Raw genomic sequence first — 17614 nt, 5'->3', positions numbered from 1 at the left:
AAATTCAGCTTGATATGGTAGCAATGAGTGATGAGTTTTATATGAGCCTTGCCATAAACAAGGCTTGGCAGTATCAGATACTTACCTATCCAAATCCAGCCGTTGGCTGTGTTGTGTTAGATAAATTTGGTAAAATTTTATCTTGCGAGGCACATAAAAAGGCTGGGTATCTGCACGCTGAACCGAGTGCGATTTTTTCTGCACTTTGTGTGTTGAGTGATAATTTTAGTGATAAATTTATCACTAAATACAATGCCGAGTTTCAAACTACCTTTAAAAATGCTGGTGAGCTTAGTGAAGTCTTGCTTGAACCAAGCTTCACTTATAAATTTATACTTGATAATCACGATGACTTATTATGCGATGCGAAGGCCTACGTTACGCTTGAACCTTGTTCTCATCACGGCAGAACGCCACCTTGTGCGAAGCTCTTTTTGGCTTTAAAATTTAGCGAAGTTATCATAGCACACAAAGATACGAATAAAATCGCAAGTGGTGGAGCTAAGATACTCAAAAATGCAGGAGTGAGTGTAAAAATTGGCGTTTGCAAGGACGAAGCAGCACTACTTTTAGAGCCGTTTTTATCTTGGCAAAGATCACATTTTAGCTTTCTTAAAGTCGCCTTGAGTAAAAATGGAGCATTTAATGGTGCTATCTCGAACGCTAAAAGTCGTACTCATCTGCATAAGATACGAGATGTGATAGAGCTACTTATCATCGGTGGTAACACTGTCCGCACCGACCGACCTACACTTGATACTAGGCTCATTAATGATGGCAAAGCTCCTGATGTGATGATATATTCACGTAAAAATGAAGGCGAATTTGATAAGAATTTACCACTTTTTAACGTGCCTAATCGTAAAGTGAGAGTATCAAAAACACTTGAAAATGATAAAAAACTTGTTATGTATGAGGGAGCAAACGAGTTTTTATCTCTGTTTGCAAAAGGTGAGTTAAATACAAAGTGGCTACTTTTGTATCAAAGCTCAAATTTTAATGATGCACCAAATATCCATATAAAGCTAAATTTAAAACGTATTTTTAGTGGAAATTTTGGAGATGATAGTTATACTTGGTATAAACTTAGCGAGTAAAATAGCTATCAAGATTCTGCATATATCGCCCAATTTTTCCAGCTCATTGTAAAAATATCTGTTTATTAGCTTTTATAAAAGTAGCCAAATCATCTCTTGGCTTAACTTTATAGCAAACTCAAAAATACTGTAATGTAATCTATCCGCGGTAGTGTAAGTTATAAATTCTATAGTAAACAAACAAGGAATTTTGACACCTAGTTGCTTTAAGCTTTTTAAACTAAATTAAAACAAGTAGTTTCTGTGTATCTGCCCTACCATATGTCGCTAAGTCGTGTCTGTCATATTTAACAATAGGTGCATATCTAAAGCTATTGTATATATTAGAATTTTTACAGCCTATCTTAAAGCAGTATAAACTTATACTATCAATGCCTATTACACTTTAGTATAAAAATTAACCAACTATCACCAAATTTCTTCTTCATAGTGGTATCTACGACATCTTACACTCATATCTAATCGCCAATATCGCACACTATTTTTAGCTATTGCTCTAAATTTTGCGGTATTTGTCGTTTAATTTTTTACAATCTATCCGTTTATATAGCATATAACGATATCTGCTTTCTTTAGATACCACTGAGATTATCTTAAATTTGAACTAAAAAATAGTGTTATGAGTGAATTTATTCCAGTTTTTGTAAGATTTTCTAAAATTTTTTCTATCTTTGGCTTCTCTTGCCATACTGGCTCACTTACCTCGCTTAAACGTATCAGCTCATTAACTGCGTCAAAGTATCCGCCTATGTTATCTATCAGTCCCATTTTTAGAGCATCGTTAGCTAAAAATACTCTTGCGTTTGCCCACTCGTCACGCATTTTTATATCTAAATTTCTAGCCTTTGCGACATCGCTTACGAACAGCTCATACGCTCCATCTACAAGCGTTTGTAGACTCTTTCGCTCCATCTGGCTCCACTCTCTTGTAAATGTCCCAGCCTCCTTAAACTCTCCAGCTTTAACAATTTGTTCGCTTATGCCTATTTTATGGGCTAGTTCGCTTATGTTTGGAGCTTGCATAATTACACCTATTGAACCAATAAATGCACCAGGATTAGCATAAATTTTATCAGCCCCAGCCCCAGCATAGTAGCTCCCACTAGTCATTGATCCAGCTGCATAAGCTATGACTTTTTTGCTCTGTTTTAATCGTGATATCTGCATAAATAGCTCCACACTAGGGCTTAATGCACCACCTGGACTATCTATGTAAAGCAATACACCTTTTATGCTCTCATCTACTCTAGCCTTTTCAAGCTGAGTGATAATCTCATCTGTATCAAGTATCATTCCATTTATATCTATCCGCACTAAATTTGGTTGCGTTATTGGCTTATTTGGCACAAATAAAACAAATAAAATCATCATAAAAATCAACACCTTAAAGTAGTTGTTTATAAATTTAAATACTGCTAAAATCGGCGTAAAAATTACCTTTAAAATTTGCAAATTTCTCCTCCTATATATAGTCTTTTTGCTAGTTTTGTATGAAGTATAAGTTGAGTTAAAAGAGTGTCGGTGTCACATTTTGGTGCAGTAAATACGGCAATGTCGGCTAATTTACCAACTGTTATCTCGCCACTTTGTAGCCCTAAAGCCCTAGCACCACCCCTTGTTGCTGCTATGAATGCAGCTTTGGCTAGTTTATTTAGCTCAATACGTGAGTGAGTTAAAAGCACTGCTCTAAGCTCGTCCCATAAATTTAAACTTATGTTTGAGCTAAGACCATCTGTGCCGATGTTTAGAGTAAGTCCTTGCTTTGAGATTTGGTTTAAATTTAAAGACTTTTTGCCAAGTAGCCTATTTGAGACCACGCAGTGTGTAATGCTGTGTAAGTCTTTATCAAATTTAGTAAAGTTATTCACATAAACACAGTGTGTAAAAAGTGTGCGAATACCATTAAATAATGACAAATACTCATTAATTTCATACATCGGCTTTGGTTCAGGCACGAAGTGTTTTAAATGCTCTTTAAATTTACCGTTTCCCTTTTCTAGCCACTGCCTTTCAGCCTTGCTTTCTAAAAAATGTGTTGAAACGATAAGCCCTTTTTCGTGAGCAAATTTCAGTGCTTTTTTGGCTAAATTTGGATGCACAGAGTATGGCGAGTGAAGCGAAAGAGCAGGAGTGAAATGCTCGTTTTTATATTTAACGCTTTCATTAAAGCGTAGCATAAAATTTAAGAAGTTTTGCTCTACAAATTCGCCATTTGAGCCTAAAATCTCGTTAAAAAATATAACCCTAGCGGACGAGAGAGCTAAAATCTGTAAATCTTTACCATAGCTAGATATCGCACCTATCGTCCCAACACCGCTTTTCATCATATTTTTAAGCGTTTGAGCCATTAAATTTTGAGTGCATTTTTTAGCTATTTTTGCTCCATTTATAACAATAGAGCCAAGCCAAGTTATAAAATCACCATAAATTAACTCTGAACGGTTTGAACTAAATTCAAGGTGAACGTGCGAATTTACCAAGGCTGGAGTAATGACGACATTACCTAAATCAGTAAAATCCGCATCTTTAAATTTAGCTCTCATCTCACTCTCATTACCCACCGCCACGATACGCTTATTAAATGCAACGCAGCTATTTTTTAAGATATTAAAATCATTGTCACAAGTGATTATATATTTTGCTTTTAAAATTTGCATATTAGCCTCTTATTTTTTCGTAATTGTAGCAAAAATTTAGGAATTAAAATGTATAATCAAGAGACATTTTAAAAAAAGGTAAAAAATGGATAAGAAATTAAAAATTATGGTAATACAAGGACCAAATATAAATATGCTCGGTGTGCGTGAACCAAGTATTTATGGTGCGATGAAGATGGAGGACATACATACTCAGATGAAGATCGTAGCTGAGCAAAATGGCGTAGATATTGAGTTTTTTCAAAGTAATCTTGAAGGTGAAATAGTGGATAAGATTCAAGAGTGTCTAGGCGAAGTAGACGGCATCATTATCAATGCTGCTGCCTTTACACATACATCTATTGCGATTAGAGATGCTCTTAGTGCGGTTGCTCTGCCAACTATTGAGGTGCATATAAGCAACGTTTATCGTAGAGAAGAGTTTCGCCAAAAGAGTCTGATAGCACCAGTTGCTGCGGGCGTGATTGTTGGTTTTGGACCTGTGGGCTATCATCTAGCGATGGTAGGAATGTTGCAAATTTTTGAGCAGATAAAAGCGATAAGAGCCAACCAAGCACAGCAATGAATGCTATATTAAAGGATGAGAATGCCGTATATTTTGAGTGCGGATACAGCTGTGATAATGAAATTTTAATCATCGCTAATGGAGTGAAGTATTTTCTAACCGACGCTAGATATTATTTTGAAGCAAAAGTGCTTGTAAATAGCGGTGTGATCGTCCTTTTAGCACAGAGAAATTTAATAAAAGAAGCTAGATTGCTTTTAAGAAAACTTAGCTTAAAAAACGTGGTTTTTAATCCTGATGAGTTGAGTGTGAGTGAGTTTGATGCACTCAGTAAAGGGTTAAGGACTAAATTTATCCCAAAGTCAAATTTCTCTCAATTAAAGCGAATTTGTAAGAGCGAAAGCGAAATAGCCGTGCTTAAAGAGGCGGCTAGGTTTGGGGCGAAGTGTTTTGATGAGTTTGCTAAATTTGTGCGTGAAAATGGTGAAGGTATGAGTGAGCGAGAGCTACATTTTAATGCGAGTTTGATATTTAGACAGAAAAACTCGCTTGGTCTTAGTTTTGATCCGATAATCGCCATAAACGAAAATGCCGCAAAAGCCCATGCACTTCCTAGTGATAAGCGACTAAAAAAGGGCGATTTACTCTTGCTAGATGCAGGGGTTAAGTTTAATCGTTACTGTTCTGATCGCACGAGAACGGCGTGTTTTGATGATGATTTTAATTTTTCAAAGACTCAAATTTTTAAAAACGTAAAGCAGCAAGAGATCTTTGATCTTGTATTAAAGGCACAAAAGGCAGCTATTGCGACAGTTAAAGCAGGGATAAAGGCAAAAGATGTAGATAACGCAGCAAGGCAGATAATAGCTGATGCTGGTTATGCTAAAGCGTTTTTTCACTCTACAGGGCATGGTGTTGGCGTTGATATACACGAACTACCAGTCATCTCAGCTAGAAGTGAGACGATTTTAGAAAAAGGTATGGTTTTTAGCGTAGAGCCTGGAATCTACCTTGAAAATGAATTTGGTGTGCGTATAGAAGATGTGGTCGTTGTGCGTGAAAATGGGGCTGAAATTTTATGAAGTTAGTTGGAGCTAGAAGGCTGATAAAAAGCCGTTTTTGTCATGCATATTTTGGCTTTAAAAGTGGATTTAAATTTAGTGCTTTTTTAGGGCTTGGTGGCAACATCGGCGATACACGTAAGAGATTTGACAAGTTTATAAGAGTGTTAATGGATGATAGGCGGTTTCATCTAGTTGAGGTTTCGCCTATTCTTGAAAATGCGGCATTTGGCTATACTGCTCAAGCTGATTTTAGTAACGCTGTTATAAGCTTACAAACGAGTTTAAGTCCAAATGAGACACTAAAGATAATGCAACGTTTAGAGCTTAAATTTGGTAGAAAAAGGAGCTTTAAAAATGCACCTAGGACGCTGGATATTGATATATTGTATTTTAGCACAAAGGTGCGAAAAACTGAGCGACTTATCGTGCCACATAAAGGTTCGGACAAGCGTCTTAGTGTGATAGTCCCACTTGGGCTTATGAGAGTTTTATAAGGTTTAAAAAGGCAAAAGCAAAATGGCAACAAAATTTTACACTTTTACTGGTGAAAGTAGCATAGAGGCGCTCAAAAAGGCTCAAGAGACATGCGGAGAAAAGGCTATACTTGTTACTACAAAGCAAATTCAAGCTAAAACAATAAACAAAAAACCACTTTATGAAATTTTAGTCAGTGTTGAGGAGGATGAGGCGTCGATGAAGCCCAAGCCAAATCCAAAAGCTGTGAGCTATGAAAATGCTTATTCTAAATTTAGTCAAAACTACGAACCGCCAAAGAAATTTAATATCACAGAAAAGCCAAGCGTGGCACAATCTCAGCCAAAAACTATTTCGCCTGAGCCTTATGATAAAAAAATTGATGATAAATTTAGCGATGAGAGTGTACTTTTAAACATCTCTGCTGCTGCAAAAGAGATAAGCGAGATAGCAAATGTCGGAGTTGATGAGATACGCTCAGTGGATGAGCAAATTGGCGTAAATAAGAAGATAGATGACGTGGCAAAACAAGTCAGTGCTATCAGCGAAAGACTGGGGCTTATAACTGATATGATATGGGATGAGAGAGCTCCAAACCGCAACAATCTAGTCATTCCACCTGAGTTTGCCTCAATATATAAAGCAGCAAAACAAAGTGGTATGAAAAGCGAGCATTTAGAAGCAATAATGAACGCTACAATACAAAATTTACCATCAACAATGAAGGCAAATCCAGCTGCTGTAAAGCGGTATTTTTACTCGCTTTTGCGTAATATGCTACCATGTCGCAAAGAGCGTAATGATCGAAAACAACGCATTATGATGCTTGTTGGACCAACTGGCGTAGGCAAGACAACAACTCTAGCAAAGCTCGCTGCTCGGTTTGCATACAGTGGAGATAAACGCTATAAAACAGGTATTATTACGCTTGATACATATAGGATCGGTGCGGTAGAGCAGCTCTTTCAGTATGCTAAGATGATGAAGCTTCCGATACTTGACGTTATTGAAGTTGAGGACTTTAAAGGTGCAATAAAGACATTAAATTACTGTGATATTATACTTATTGACACGACTGGTAACTCACAGTATGATAAAGAAAAGCTTGATAAGTTGGATAAATTTTTAAAGCATAGTGGAGCTAGTATAGATGTAAGTCTCGTGCTTTCGGCTGGATCAAAAGTGGAGGATCTGATAGAAATTTATAATGGCTTTTCTTTTTTAGATATCGACACGCTTATAGTTACTAAATTTGATGAGACAAAAATTTTTGGCAATGTTTTTTCGCTAATATATGAGACAAACACGCCCGTGAGCTACTTTTGTGTAGGACAAGAAGTTCCTGATGATCTTATAGAGGCTAAAAGTGAGTTTTTAGTTGAATGTATTTTGGAGGGTTTTGATAAAAATTTGATGGATGATCAAAATGACTAATCAAGCTCAAAAACTTCAAAGTCTAGTCGCATCTCAAAATAGCAAAAAAAGTACTCATTTTGTCGCTATAACAAGCGGTAAAGGTGGCGTAGGTAAAAGTACTATAAGTGCAAATTTAGCAAATATCTTATCTCAAAATGGTTATAAAGTTGCATTGTTTGATGCTGACATTGGTCTTGCAAATTTAGACGTGATACTAAACGTAAGGATTAATAAAAACCTACTTCATGTTTTAAAAGGTGAGTGTTCGTTGAGGGATATTTTAATACCAGTTAATAAAAATTTAATCCTAATTCCAGGTGAAAGTGGTGATGAAATACTTAAATTTAATAATCAATTCTTATATGAGAGATTTTTAAACGAAGCCAATGAGCTTGATAAGCTTGATTTTATGATCATTGATACAGGTGCTGGCATAGGGGGAAATACACAGCTATTTTTAGAAGCATCCGATGAGGTCATCGTAGTAACCGTGCCCGATCCAGCTGCGATAACTGATGCGTATGCGGTGATAAAGATAGTTTCTAGATTTCGAGATAGTGAGCTATTGCTTTTAAATATGGTAAAAAATGAAAATGAAGCAGTTAAAATTTTTGAAAATATCAAACGTGTGGCAGCAGCAAATATCGGATCAAATTTAAAGCTTAATATGGTAGGCTACTTGCAGTATGATAAGGGCGTGGCAAAGAGTATAAAGCAACGGACGCTATTTAGTGATGACGCACCTTATGGTGTGGCTAATGAGCAGATAAGAGCGATCACATCAAAGCTTTTGTATCGTTTGGAACGAAAAGTGCTTGACGATGATGGTAGCCGAAGTTTTGGTAACTTTTTTAAACGTTTGATAGAACAATTTTAAATTTGGAGTAGTTTGTGAAAGCAGAAAATTTTATAGCATTTTTTACGGTTTGTGGATTTTTTATCGGTATGCTTTTTACACTTATAAAAGTCTATGAACCTATCGATATGCTCGTATATACGCTACTTATAACATTTTTTTTCTATCTAGTTATCCATATTGTGATAATGAACTATGTTGATGTTCGTCGCACGATGAAACTATTTTTTGATAAGGAGCGACACGAAGAGATTGCTGATTATCTCATCTCTGAACTCGCGATTCGTGAGAAACGTATGGAAAATGTGATATTAAAAGTCGCAACAGCTGATAAAAATTTAGGCAAGAATAATGTACGAACTAAAGCAAAAGCAGCTTAATGCCTATCAAAGTGCGATAAAAAAAGAGCAAGATGATATAGTTTTGAAGTATATGCCTGCCCTTCGTGCGATGGCATTTCGTTTAAAGGAGAGATTACCGTCAAATATTGATGCAAATGATCTTATAGGTATCGGTGTTGAAGAGATGATAAAGCTAAGCCGTAGATATGATAAAGAGCAAAACGACTCATTTTGGGGATATGCTAAGAAGCGAGTTTATGGCTCTATGCTTGATTATTTGCGTGATTTAGATGTTGTTAGTAGGACTAATCGTAGGCTTGTTAAAGCAATAGATTCTGAGATAGATGCGTATTTTAATATCCACGAAGATGAGCCAGATGATGAGTATTTGGCTCAAAAACTTGGCGAAGATATAGAGAAAATTCGTGAAGCAAGGGGCGTGAGTAGTATCATTACTCTACTTCCGATAGACGATCAGATGGAGCTTTATGGAGAAAATGAAGTTGAGTCAAGTGTAGAAAAGCAAGATCTTATAGAAAAGATCGAAGTTATACTTGAGAGTTTTGAAGATCGTGATAAATTGCTCGTGCAACTTTATTATTACGAAGAGTTAAATTTAAAAGAGATAAGTGAAATAATGCAGATCAGTGAGAGTAGAATATCTCAAATTCATAAGCGACTTTTAGATAGAATAAGACGAAGTTTGGGGGCTTAATGGCAGATATTTTAAGTCAAGAAGAGATAGATGCACTGCTTGAGGTTGTAGATGAGGGTGGTGATGCTAGTTCGATAGAGCTACCAGAACGCGATCAAAGCGAACAAAAACAGATCATTATATATGACTTTAAACGTCCAAACCGCGTTTCAAAAGAACAACTAAGAGCGATTAAAGGCATACACGATAAGCTTGCAAGAAATTTGGCCTCTCAAATTTCAAGTGTTATGCGTAGTATCGTTGAAATTCGCCTTCATAGCGTCGATCAGATGACATATGGCGAGTTTTTGATGAGCTTGCCAAGCCCAACTAGTTTTAACGTATTTTCCATAAAACCACTTGATGGTAACTGTGTTTTAGAGATAAATCCAAGCATCGCATTTCCTATGATAGATAGATTGCTTGGCGGAACGGGCGAGAATTTTGAGACAAATAGAGAGCTGACTGATATTGAGGTGAATTTATTAGATGCAGTTTTGCGTATGATAATGCAACGCTTAAAAGAGAGTTGGGCGATGATAACTGATATGTATCCAAACGTTGAAGCAAAGGAGAGTAGCCCAAATGTTGTGCAGATCGTATCTCAAAATGAGATTGTTATAATGGTCGTGATGGAGATCATCGTGGGCAATTCAAGCGGAATGATAAATTTATGCTATCCAGTTATATATCTTGAGCCCATTTTAAGTCGCTTAGCTAATCGTGATATAATGCTAGGTGAAACGAGTGCAAAAAAGAGTCGAAATAAGGAGCTAAAAACGCTAATAGGACGTGCTGAGGTGCTTTATGAGGCGATACTTGGCAAGACTATCGTAAGTGTAAATGAGTTTTTAAATTTAAAAGAGGGCGATATACTGAGACTTGATCGTGGTGCTGATGATAAAGCGATCGTTAGCATTGATAAAAAAGAGATGTTTTTAGCTGAGGTTGGGTTGCATCGCTTTAGAAAATCTATAAAGATAGAGCAGCTCATTCGTTCAGATAAAGATGAGATCAAAAATATCTTAGAGCGATATGAAGAGGAGAGAAAAGCTAAGCTTATGGCATATGAACCTGAAGAAATTTTAAAAGAAGAGAATGAATACAATGATGAATGAGTTTTTTAATATATTTTCAAATGAGTTAAAAGCGACAATAGAGGGACTAACTGGAAATACTCCTGAGATAGGCGAACGTAACGACTTTGATGCACCAAGTCAAAATGGCATAAAGGCCCCAGTCGTTGTGGCAAATGTGATGGTAAATGGTGATGTTGCCGCAAAATCTGAGATATTATTTACACCAGTGTTAATAAGTGCTATTAGTGAATGGATGATGGGCGAGGAGGCGATTTCTCGTAATGAAAATTTAGGTGCAGATGAACTTGATGCAGCAAAAGAGATTATATCAAATTTATTAAGTGCCTTTTCAACGGCGATAGCAGCACAAAAACAGTTACCAAAGCTTGGATTTGATATAGTTAGTGTAAATTTTTTAGGTGAAAATGATACTCTAAGCTTGTCAAGCTATGAAAAGCTATTTTTATTTAATGTGAAAATTGGTGATTTAAACGAATTTGTTGGGTTTGTCTGTGATAAAGTATTTGCTGGGTTGTTAGATCCCTCAATTGCAAAAGTCGCTAATAGTGTAAATAAGCCACAAAGCGGACGTGGTGAGTTTGATTCTGAAGAGATGCGAAATATCGATCTAATAATGGATGTTAGATTGCCTATACGTGTGCGTATCGGCTCAAAACGTATGCTTTTAAAGGATGTTTTGACTATGGATATAGGCTCAGTTATAGAGCTAAATCAGCTCGCAAATGATCCGCTTGAAATTCTCATCGGTGATAAGGTTATAGCACTTGGTGAAGTTGTAATAATAGATGGAAACTTTGGTATACAAATAACACAAATCGGCACAAAGCGTGAGAGATTAGAGCAACTAAAATAGGGCGTTTATGAGCACTGATGTGGTTAATGACTTCTTAAAATTTCAAAGTGTTTTAAGACATACAAACAAAAATGTAACTTTCTTTGGCTCGGCTAGATTTGATAAGAATAACAAATACTGCAAAATGGCATATGAGCTTGCGTTTAAACTTGGTGAGCTCGGATTTGCCGTGATTACTGGCGGTGGGGATGGTATAATGAGAGCGGCAAATAAAGGTGCGTATGAAAGTGGTAAAAGTCCAAGTATCGCCTTTAACGTGCGTTTGCCATTTGAGCAAAATACAAATCCCTATGTAACAGCTGGATATCTATTTTCAAGCTTAAACCCACGCAAATTTGCTCTGACTGATAGCTCGGTTGCATTTGTTGTGTTTCCAGGAGGTTATGGTACACTTGATGAGTTATTTGAGATTTTAGTTCTAGCCCAAATAGGTAGTAAAAATGTAAAAATTTTTCTCGTTGGAACACACTTTTGGAATGGACTTGATAAATTTATAAAGACTACACTCGTAGTTGAAAAAACTATAAGTGAGAGTGATATAAATTTATATACTATCACTGATGATCTTGAATTTATAGTAAATGAGATATCAAAAAATTAATAAAAATAAATTTTAATATTAAATTTTCATTTTCTTTTACGTCTAACTTTTTGATATAATGCGACTGAGATTTTAGCTAAGCTAAAACTATAAATCCCCAAAAATTTACCTTTGTAGCACTTTAGGTTTTGCTGTTTGTGCGTTTTGAGCTTTGTATAAAGTCCGGAGTTATCTTTCAAATAATTTCCAAATTTTAAAGAAAGAGGTTTGTTATGAAAATAATGGTTGCAATGAGTGGTGGCGTGGATAGCACGATGACTGCAAAGATATTGCAAGAACAAGGGCATGAGATAATTGGTTGCTATATGAAGCTACACTCAAAGCCTGGTTATCATGAGGAGAATATACGTAAGGTAAATAAAGTAGGCGAATATCTAGGCATAAAGGTGCATATCCTAGACCTTCAAGATAAATTTAATGAGTTTGTTTATAATCCATTTATAAATTTATACAAGGAGGGTAAAACGCCAAATCCGTGTGCGTTGTGCAACCGCTTTATAAAGCTGGGTGCATTATTAAATTTTGCCAAAGAGCAAGGGTGTGAGAAGCTTGCTACTGGGCATTACGTGCAGGTGATAGATGGTTTTATCACGGCTGCAGTTGATCCAAGCAAAGATCAGAGCTATTTTTTAGCACAGGTACCACGCGATGTATTAAAAGATGTGATATTTCCACTTGGAGATAAATTTAAAAAAGATATAAAAGAGATGGCAAAGTCCATACCGGTTTTATATGAGTTTAGCGTTCAGGCTGAAAGTAGTGAGATCTGCTTTGTTGAAGATACATATATACAAGTGCTAAACAAGCACTATAACACTGATCTACCAGGCAATGTAGTGGATAAAAATGGCAAGATTATCGGTCGCCACCAAGGTTATATGCACTATACGATCGGTAAAAGGCGTGGATTTGAGGTGTTTGGTGCACATAAGCCACACTTTGTACTAAACATAAATGCCGATAAAAACGAGATCGTAGTTGGCAGCAAGGATGATTTAATACAAAATGAGGTCAAGTTAGAGAGTATAAATATGTTTATAGATGCAACTGAGTTTGAGTGCGAGGCAAAGATTCGCTATCGCAGTCCCAAACTACACACAAAGGTAGAGATAAATATGACTGACAAAACAGCGACTTTGATATTAGAAGAAAATGCCTTGGGTGTAGCTAAGGGGCAGTTGTGCGTAATGTATAGCGGTGAAAAAGTTATAGGCAGTGGCTTTATTGTCTCTTAATCTTCTATGTTGGTTAAATTTGGTTGAATATTTTTATATTTATCGCAGTTATATAGGGAAGTATAATCACAAATGTGAATGTATTTGTAGTGTTTTTAGACTTTGTGGCATATTGTCTGATCATTTACAAATAGAGAAAATTTAATCAAACTTCTACATAATATATCTTAAAATATAAGATTAAAACCATAACTATAAGATTATTAGTAAGACATTAGTATGCAGATTTTTTGTTTTACTACGCTTGTAATTAAAAAATTAATGAAGCGTAGTTTGATTTGCAAAAATCATAAAACTTCCATTATGTTTTACACCATTTTTTAAAAAATTGAGTAGATAAGCTTATAAATTTATTTTTTTATTGGGATTAAATTTAAAATTTTAAGCTCATTTTGGTAAAATTGCTAAAAATTCATAAAAGGTTTTCTACGATGAGAGGGTATAAAATTTTTTCAGGCACAGCCAATCTTGAGCTTTCAAAGAAAATTTCGCAGTATTTATCATTACCGCTTAGTGAGGTAAATATCAACCGGTTTAGTGATGGTGAGATCAGTGTGCAGATAGGTGAAAGTGTGCGTGGCAAGGATATCTTTGTTATCCAACCTACTTGTTCTCCGGCAAACATAAATTTAATGGAGTTACTCATTTTAACTGACGCCTTAAAACGTAGCAGTGCGAGTTCTATCACAGCTATCGTGCCATATTTTGGCTATGCTAGACAGGATAGAAAGGCAGCTCCAAGAGTGCCGATCACCGCAAAACTTGTGGCAAATATGATGCAAACAGCGGGGATTGACCGTGTTGTTACGATGGATCTTCACGCAGGACAAATTCAGGGATTTTTTGACATTCCAGTCGACAATCTTTATGGAAGCATCGTATTTATGGACTATGTAAAAGCTAAAAATCTACCTAATCCTATCGTAGCAAGTCCAGATGTTGGCGGTGTAGCACGTGCTAGAGCTTTAGCTAAAAATCTAAATCTTGATATGGTTATCGTTGATAAACGCCGCGAGAAGGCAAATGAGAGCGAAGTAATGAACGTTATTGGTGATGTAAATGGCAAGGACGTGATACTTGTTGATGATATGATAGACACGGCAGGGACTATTGTAAAAGCTGCTAAAATTTTCAAAGAGAAGGGAGCGACAAGTGTTATGGCATTTTGTACACACCCTGTTTTAAGTGGCAAGGCGTATGAGAATTTAGCTAAAGGCTATCTTGATGAGTTAGTTGTAACTGATACGATACCACTAAAAGAGCAATTACCGTGTATAAAAGTGCTAAGCGTAGCCCCACTTTTTGGCGAGGTTATCAGACGCGTTTATCATAATGAGAGCGTTAATAGCTTGTTTAATTAAAATTTAATAGATGTATGTCGTATAATAAAAATTATTTTGCTGGTTGTATTAGTAAATTTGTGTATTTTATCTTAATCGCATCGGACAAGATTGGTTTTGAAGCTATGACTGGATTTGTTGGTAATATATATGCTAAACACTCTTTATAAGGCTTTGGTTTAATCTCTGTAATTATTAAGATATTTTTAACGATATTTTCTTGATAGTTATTATTGATGAGTATATTCTAAAGTGCTTTGTGTTGATTATTATCAGTTTTGTATTTATCATTCCACCGTCTATAGACATACTCGTATTGACTATATATTTTTGTATACTCAACATCATAGCAGTCCAAGAAATTTAAAAATGCACCTAGTGTATTCATAACAAAGGCAACAACTTGAGCAACTTTGATTTGATGTAGTTTAAAAATTTGACATTTGATTTTTAAATTTCATATCTATAAACCTTTGTAATAAATTCATACCATCTTCTATTTTTTCTATAAGATTATTATCTATTTTTACATGAACCATTAGTAATTTTACGGCATTAGTTGTATTATTTTCCATTTTTTATTCTTTTTATTTTTATTATTTGTTTGATTTATAGTGCTGGTATTTCAGTTTTTAACATTAAATAAAGCACTACAGTCTATTGCGATCGTTGCTAGTACGATAAAATGCTATAATTGTTTTTTATTTAACAACTCCTTTTGTTTGGCATAATTCAGACATTGGGGGATCTAATATTTCAATCGTTTGTAATTAGAAAATTTAAAGACTACACGCCTTGAACTAAAACCAAATTTTAGACATAAATCATTCCTTTGTGTGAGATAGGTTTATATCTAAAAATACTTGTAAAAATATTACGATTTTGATCAAATTTGTTAAATAGCATTTAAATCCAAATTACATGAGAATTATAATAACTTTTATATTAAAAATTTTTATATAAATTTTCTTAAGAATTTTTTGATTTTGGATTGATTATCATTGATAATTCTTATTATAAATAAATTTTTTGACTTGATTTTTATTTAAAAGATATAGAGCCTAGAACATCTATACAGACTTGTGTTTATGCACTACATTTTCTTTATCACTTTAATTTTACAAACCTTTGATGCTCTAGTTTTTTCATTCAACTTCATATTCATGAGTGAGAGCAGTTTTTTAACTTCTCGCTCCAAGCACTCCATTATCTACTTAGCATACTTTTTACAAGTGCCTTTATAAATTTTTAATTTGTATTTTATGAAGCTTTTGAGCGATAGATCGGCTTTTGCTAGAGATACCATCGGAGTGTTGATCTATAAATTTATTAGGTTGTTCTCGCTAATACATAAAATATTAAATTTAATACTTAAAAGCTAATTTAAAATTTATCTTTTTCCCAACTCATTAAGTAAATTTTGTAGTGTTGTGCCCTTTAGTTCGTTATTTAGTGCATTTTGTGCGTCATTAAAATGTGGTGTTAATAGTGCATCTATACGCCCTCCGAGTGGACATGCTGCGGGGGAGTTTTTATGAATTTTAAATAGGTTATTTTCGCCCTCATTTACCGCCACAAATACATCATATAGGCTTATCTCACTCGGTGCTTTTGCTAAACTAACACCACCTACACCAGCTCTTGTGATTATTAAATTTGCTGACTTTAAAATACTCATTAACTTACGTACAATGACTGGATTTGTCCCAACGCCCTCTGCGATAAACTCGCTTGTTACTTTATCATCCTTAAAATATGCCGCTGAGAGCAAAATATGGATTGAGATTGAAAATTTTGTTCCTATTTGCATTTTTATCCGTTTATTAAATTTTTATCATTCTATCAAAAATTTAATAAAGGCGGACTTTACCGCCATTTTATCACAGCCAGCTTGGTTTTACATCATTTACTAACTCGCCATCGCTATCAGTATATAGCTCTAAGCTATCTTTTTTGGCTTGGATACAGATGTATTTCATACCACTATCTAAAGCTTTAAAGCACCTTTTGCCAACTGGATCTATGCGGATAGCGTCGCCTTGTTTTAGGGCTATCTCATCGCCGTCTATAAAAAGCACTCCACTTCCGCTAAGCACTATGTAAAGCTCCTCGTTTTGCTTGTGTGTATGCACGAAAGGCACACTCGTATTTGCTGATAGTTCGTTTATAGTAGCTTCACAGCCACTTAAGCTTAGAATATTTTTTAGTTCAACTCTTGGCTCACTTGGGATTGATACGATCTTATAATTTGACATTTTTTGCTCCTTAAATTTACTCGCCCAAAACGCTAAAACGCTTTTGGATGAAATTTGCATTTTTTATCTCATCTATCATTGCTATAGCATAGTCTGCATAGCTTATTATGCTCTCGCCCTTTGAGTTTAGCTTAAACTCTTCGCCACCTAAAATATACTTGCCTGTGCGTGGCAGATCTGGCTCAAATTCGGCCGCAGGAGATAGGTAGCTCCACTTCACATCGCTACGTTTTCGAAGTGCGTCAAGTCCCGCTGCCATCGCACTTGCCGTTGGTTTATACTCGGCTGGAAACTCAGGTGTATCCATTAATCTAATCGCGTGAGTCTCATCGGTGTATAGGCTACCAGCTCCGCCAACAACGAGCAAACGAGTGTCGGTGTTGCTTAGCAGGTCGCTTAAGTGTATTAACCCTGTTGTATGTCCGCCACGTGTATCATCGCTCCACGCTGCAAATGCGGTAATAACGACATCAAATTTGACTAAGTCGTCCTTTGTTAGAGCAAAGAGATTTTTGCGGATGATCTGCGTTTTGTCATTTTGATAACTCTCATTGCGAACGATAGCGGTCACCTCATATCCTTGGTTTAAAGCCTCTGTGACTAATGCTGAACCAGCTTTGCCGTTTGCTCCAATGATTGCGATTTTTTTCATTAAATATCCTTTAAATTTAGTTTTAAAAAGGTTTTGCGTTTTAAATTTTATCTTTTGAATTTAGTTTAAAACGTTGTAACATTTTTAATTACATCGAAGTATAACTTAATTTTATTGTAATGTCAATATTTACAACCAAAATATTTTTACTTCTTGTTGTAATCTTTAAATTTTTAGGAGAGAAATGTGCTAAAACACTTGAAAACATAATCTTATTAAATTAAAATGCATATCGTTTACACTCAGGCTTACTCTATTTGGAAATTTATATTCTTGCTCTACTTTGTATTTGTAAGGTTTTATAAAAATCACCTTGTTTAAGTCGTGTTGCTAGTCTTGATATAACCGCCGATTTGAGTTTGGATTCTATCTTTTTCTTATTTATGTCTTGTAGCACCGACAGTATCGGTGTGATTAGTATTATGAAGTGGCATTTTTATAATACAATGTGCCATTTAAGGCGTAGTTATTTGT

19 protein-coding genes are annotated in these 17614 nt (G+C 35.4%); 13 read left to right on the top strand and 6 right to left on the bottom strand.

The window, feature by feature from the left end; genetic code table 11:
* Positions 1-23 precede the first annotated feature (23 nt).
* A complete protein-coding gene (gene ribD, locus KDE13_RS01290) occupies positions 24-1097 on the top strand; it encodes a bifunctional diaminohydroxyphosphoribosylaminopyrimidine deaminase/5-amino-6-(5-phosphoribosylamino)uracil reductase RibD (protein ID WP_212142646.1) in 1074 nt (357 codons plus the stop codon).
* A gap of 588 nt (positions 1098-1685) precedes the next feature.
* Here ribD and sppA read toward each other — a convergent pair.
* On the bottom strand, positions 1686-2549 hold the full coding sequence (gene sppA / locus KDE13_RS01285) for a signal peptide peptidase SppA (protein ID WP_212142645.1): 864 nt from the start codon (positions 2547-2549) through the stop codon (positions 1686-1688).
* The gene (gene mqnF, locus KDE13_RS01280; RefSeq protein ID WP_212142644.1) at positions 2537-3754 is read right to left on the bottom strand and encodes an aminofutalosine deaminase family hydrolase; all 1218 of its coding nucleotides are present in this window, start codon (positions 3752-3754) and stop codon (positions 2537-2539) included. Before mqnF ends, sppA begins: the two co-directional genes overlap by 13 nt.
* An 85-nt stretch (positions 3755-3839) precedes the next feature.
* Here mqnF and aroQ point away from each other — a divergent pair, with 85 nt between their 5' ends.
* The 10 genes from aroQ to KDE13_RS01230 are packed head-to-tail and all read left to right on the top strand — an operon-like array spanning position 3840 to position 11658.
* Positions 3840-4319 (top strand): type II 3-dehydroquinate dehydratase, encoded by a 480-nt coding sequence (gene aroQ / locus KDE13_RS01275; RefSeq protein ID WP_212142643.1) that lies wholly within the window; start codon positions 3840-3842, stop codon positions 4317-4319.
* The gene (locus KDE13_RS01270; RefSeq protein WP_212142642.1) at positions 4316-5341 is read left to right on the top strand and encodes a M24 family metallopeptidase; all 1026 of its coding nucleotides are present in this window, start codon (positions 4316-4318) and stop codon (positions 5339-5341) included. The genes aroQ and KDE13_RS01270 overlap by 4 nt, the downstream gene beginning before the upstream one ends.
* Positions 5338-5817: a 2-amino-4-hydroxy-6-hydroxymethyldihydropteridine diphosphokinase gene (folK, locus tag KDE13_RS01265; RefSeq protein ID WP_212142641.1), complete on the top strand. Its 480-nt coding sequence runs from the start codon at positions 5338-5340 to the stop codon at positions 5815-5817. Before KDE13_RS01270 ends, folK begins: the two co-directional genes overlap by 4 nt.
* A gap of 22 nt (positions 5818-5839) precedes the next feature.
* Entirely contained in the window at positions 5840-7231 is a 1392-nt protein-coding gene (gene flhF / locus KDE13_RS01260; RefSeq protein WP_212142640.1) for a flagellar biosynthesis GTPase FlhF, read from the top strand.
* Complete coding sequence (locus tag KDE13_RS01255; protein WP_212142639.1) at positions 7224-8090, top strand: P-loop NTPase; 867 nt, start codon at positions 7224-7226, stop codon at positions 8088-8090. Before flhF ends, KDE13_RS01255 begins: the two co-directional genes overlap by 8 nt.
* Positions 8091-8104: 14 nt before the next feature.
* On the top strand, positions 8105-8449 hold the full coding sequence (locus tag KDE13_RS01250; protein WP_212140212.1) for a hypothetical protein: 345 nt from the start codon (positions 8105-8107) through the stop codon (positions 8447-8449).
* Entirely contained in the window at positions 8421-9125 is a 705-nt protein-coding gene (locus KDE13_RS01245; protein ID WP_212140213.1) for an RNA polymerase sigma factor FliA, read from the top strand. Before KDE13_RS01250 ends, KDE13_RS01245 begins: the two co-directional genes overlap by 29 nt.
* Positions 9125-10222: a flagellar motor switch protein FliM gene (gene fliM / locus KDE13_RS01240; protein ID WP_212140214.1), complete on the top strand. Its 1098-nt coding sequence runs from the start codon at positions 9125-9127 to the stop codon at positions 10220-10222. The genes KDE13_RS01245 and fliM overlap by 1 nt, the downstream gene beginning before the upstream one ends.
* A complete protein-coding gene (gene fliY / locus KDE13_RS01235) occupies positions 10212-11057 on the top strand; it encodes a flagellar motor switch protein FliY (protein ID WP_212142823.1) in 846 nt (281 codons plus the stop codon). The genes fliM and fliY overlap by 11 nt, the downstream gene beginning before the upstream one ends.
* Positions 11058-11064: 7 nt before the next feature.
* Positions 11065-11658, top strand: coding sequence for an LOG family protein (locus KDE13_RS01230; RefSeq protein WP_212142638.1), 594 nt, complete (start codon positions 11065-11067; stop codon positions 11656-11658).
* Positions 11659-11684: 26 nt separating this feature from the next.
* Here the strand turns inward: KDE13_RS01230 and KDE13_RS01225 are convergent, their stop codons facing one another.
* Entirely contained in the window at positions 11685-11837 is a 153-nt protein-coding gene (locus KDE13_RS01225; RefSeq protein WP_212142637.1) for a hypothetical protein, read from the bottom strand.
* A 33-nt stretch (positions 11838-11870) separates the two neighbouring features.
* Here KDE13_RS01225 and mnmA point away from each other — a divergent pair, with 33 nt between their 5' ends.
* Entirely contained in the window at positions 11871-12893 is a 1023-nt protein-coding gene (gene mnmA / locus KDE13_RS01220) for a tRNA 2-thiouridine(34) synthase MnmA (protein WP_212142636.1), read from the top strand.
* Positions 12894-13324: 431 nt separating this feature from the next.
* The gene (locus KDE13_RS01215) at positions 13325-14254 is read left to right on the top strand and encodes a ribose-phosphate pyrophosphokinase (protein ID WP_212140217.1); all 930 of its coding nucleotides are present in this window, start codon (positions 13325-13327) and stop codon (positions 14252-14254) included.
* A 1369-nt stretch (positions 14255-15623) separates the two neighbouring features.
* Here KDE13_RS01215 and KDE13_RS01210 read toward each other — a convergent pair.
* The 3 genes from KDE13_RS01210 to KDE13_RS01200 all read right to left on the bottom strand — a co-directional run bounded on the left by KDE13_RS01210 (position 15624) and on the right by KDE13_RS01200 (position 17140).
* Positions 15624-16043: an RrF2 family transcriptional regulator gene (locus KDE13_RS01210; protein ID WP_212142247.1), complete on the bottom strand. Its 420-nt coding sequence runs from the start codon at positions 16041-16043 to the stop codon at positions 15624-15626.
* 70 nt (positions 16044-16113) lie between these two features.
* Positions 16114-16488, bottom strand: a complete 375-nt coding sequence (locus KDE13_RS01205; RefSeq protein ID WP_212142248.1) for a cupin domain-containing protein — start codon at positions 16486-16488, stop codon at positions 16114-16116.
* Positions 16489-16504: 16 nt separating this feature from the next.
* On the bottom strand, positions 16505-17140 hold the full coding sequence (locus KDE13_RS01200; RefSeq protein ID WP_212142635.1) for an NAD(P)-dependent oxidoreductase: 636 nt from the start codon (positions 17138-17140) through the stop codon (positions 16505-16507).
* Positions 17141-17614 lie beyond the last annotated feature (474 nt).

This window comes from Campylobacter anatolicus (genome assembly GCF_018145655.1).
In the GTDB taxonomy this organism is placed as follows: domain Bacteria; phylum Campylobacterota; class Campylobacteria; order Campylobacterales; family Campylobacteraceae; genus Campylobacter_A; species Campylobacter_A anatolicus.
The sequence above is the reverse complement of the archived record's forward strand: the minus strand, read 5'-3'. Positions and strand labels throughout refer to the sequence as shown.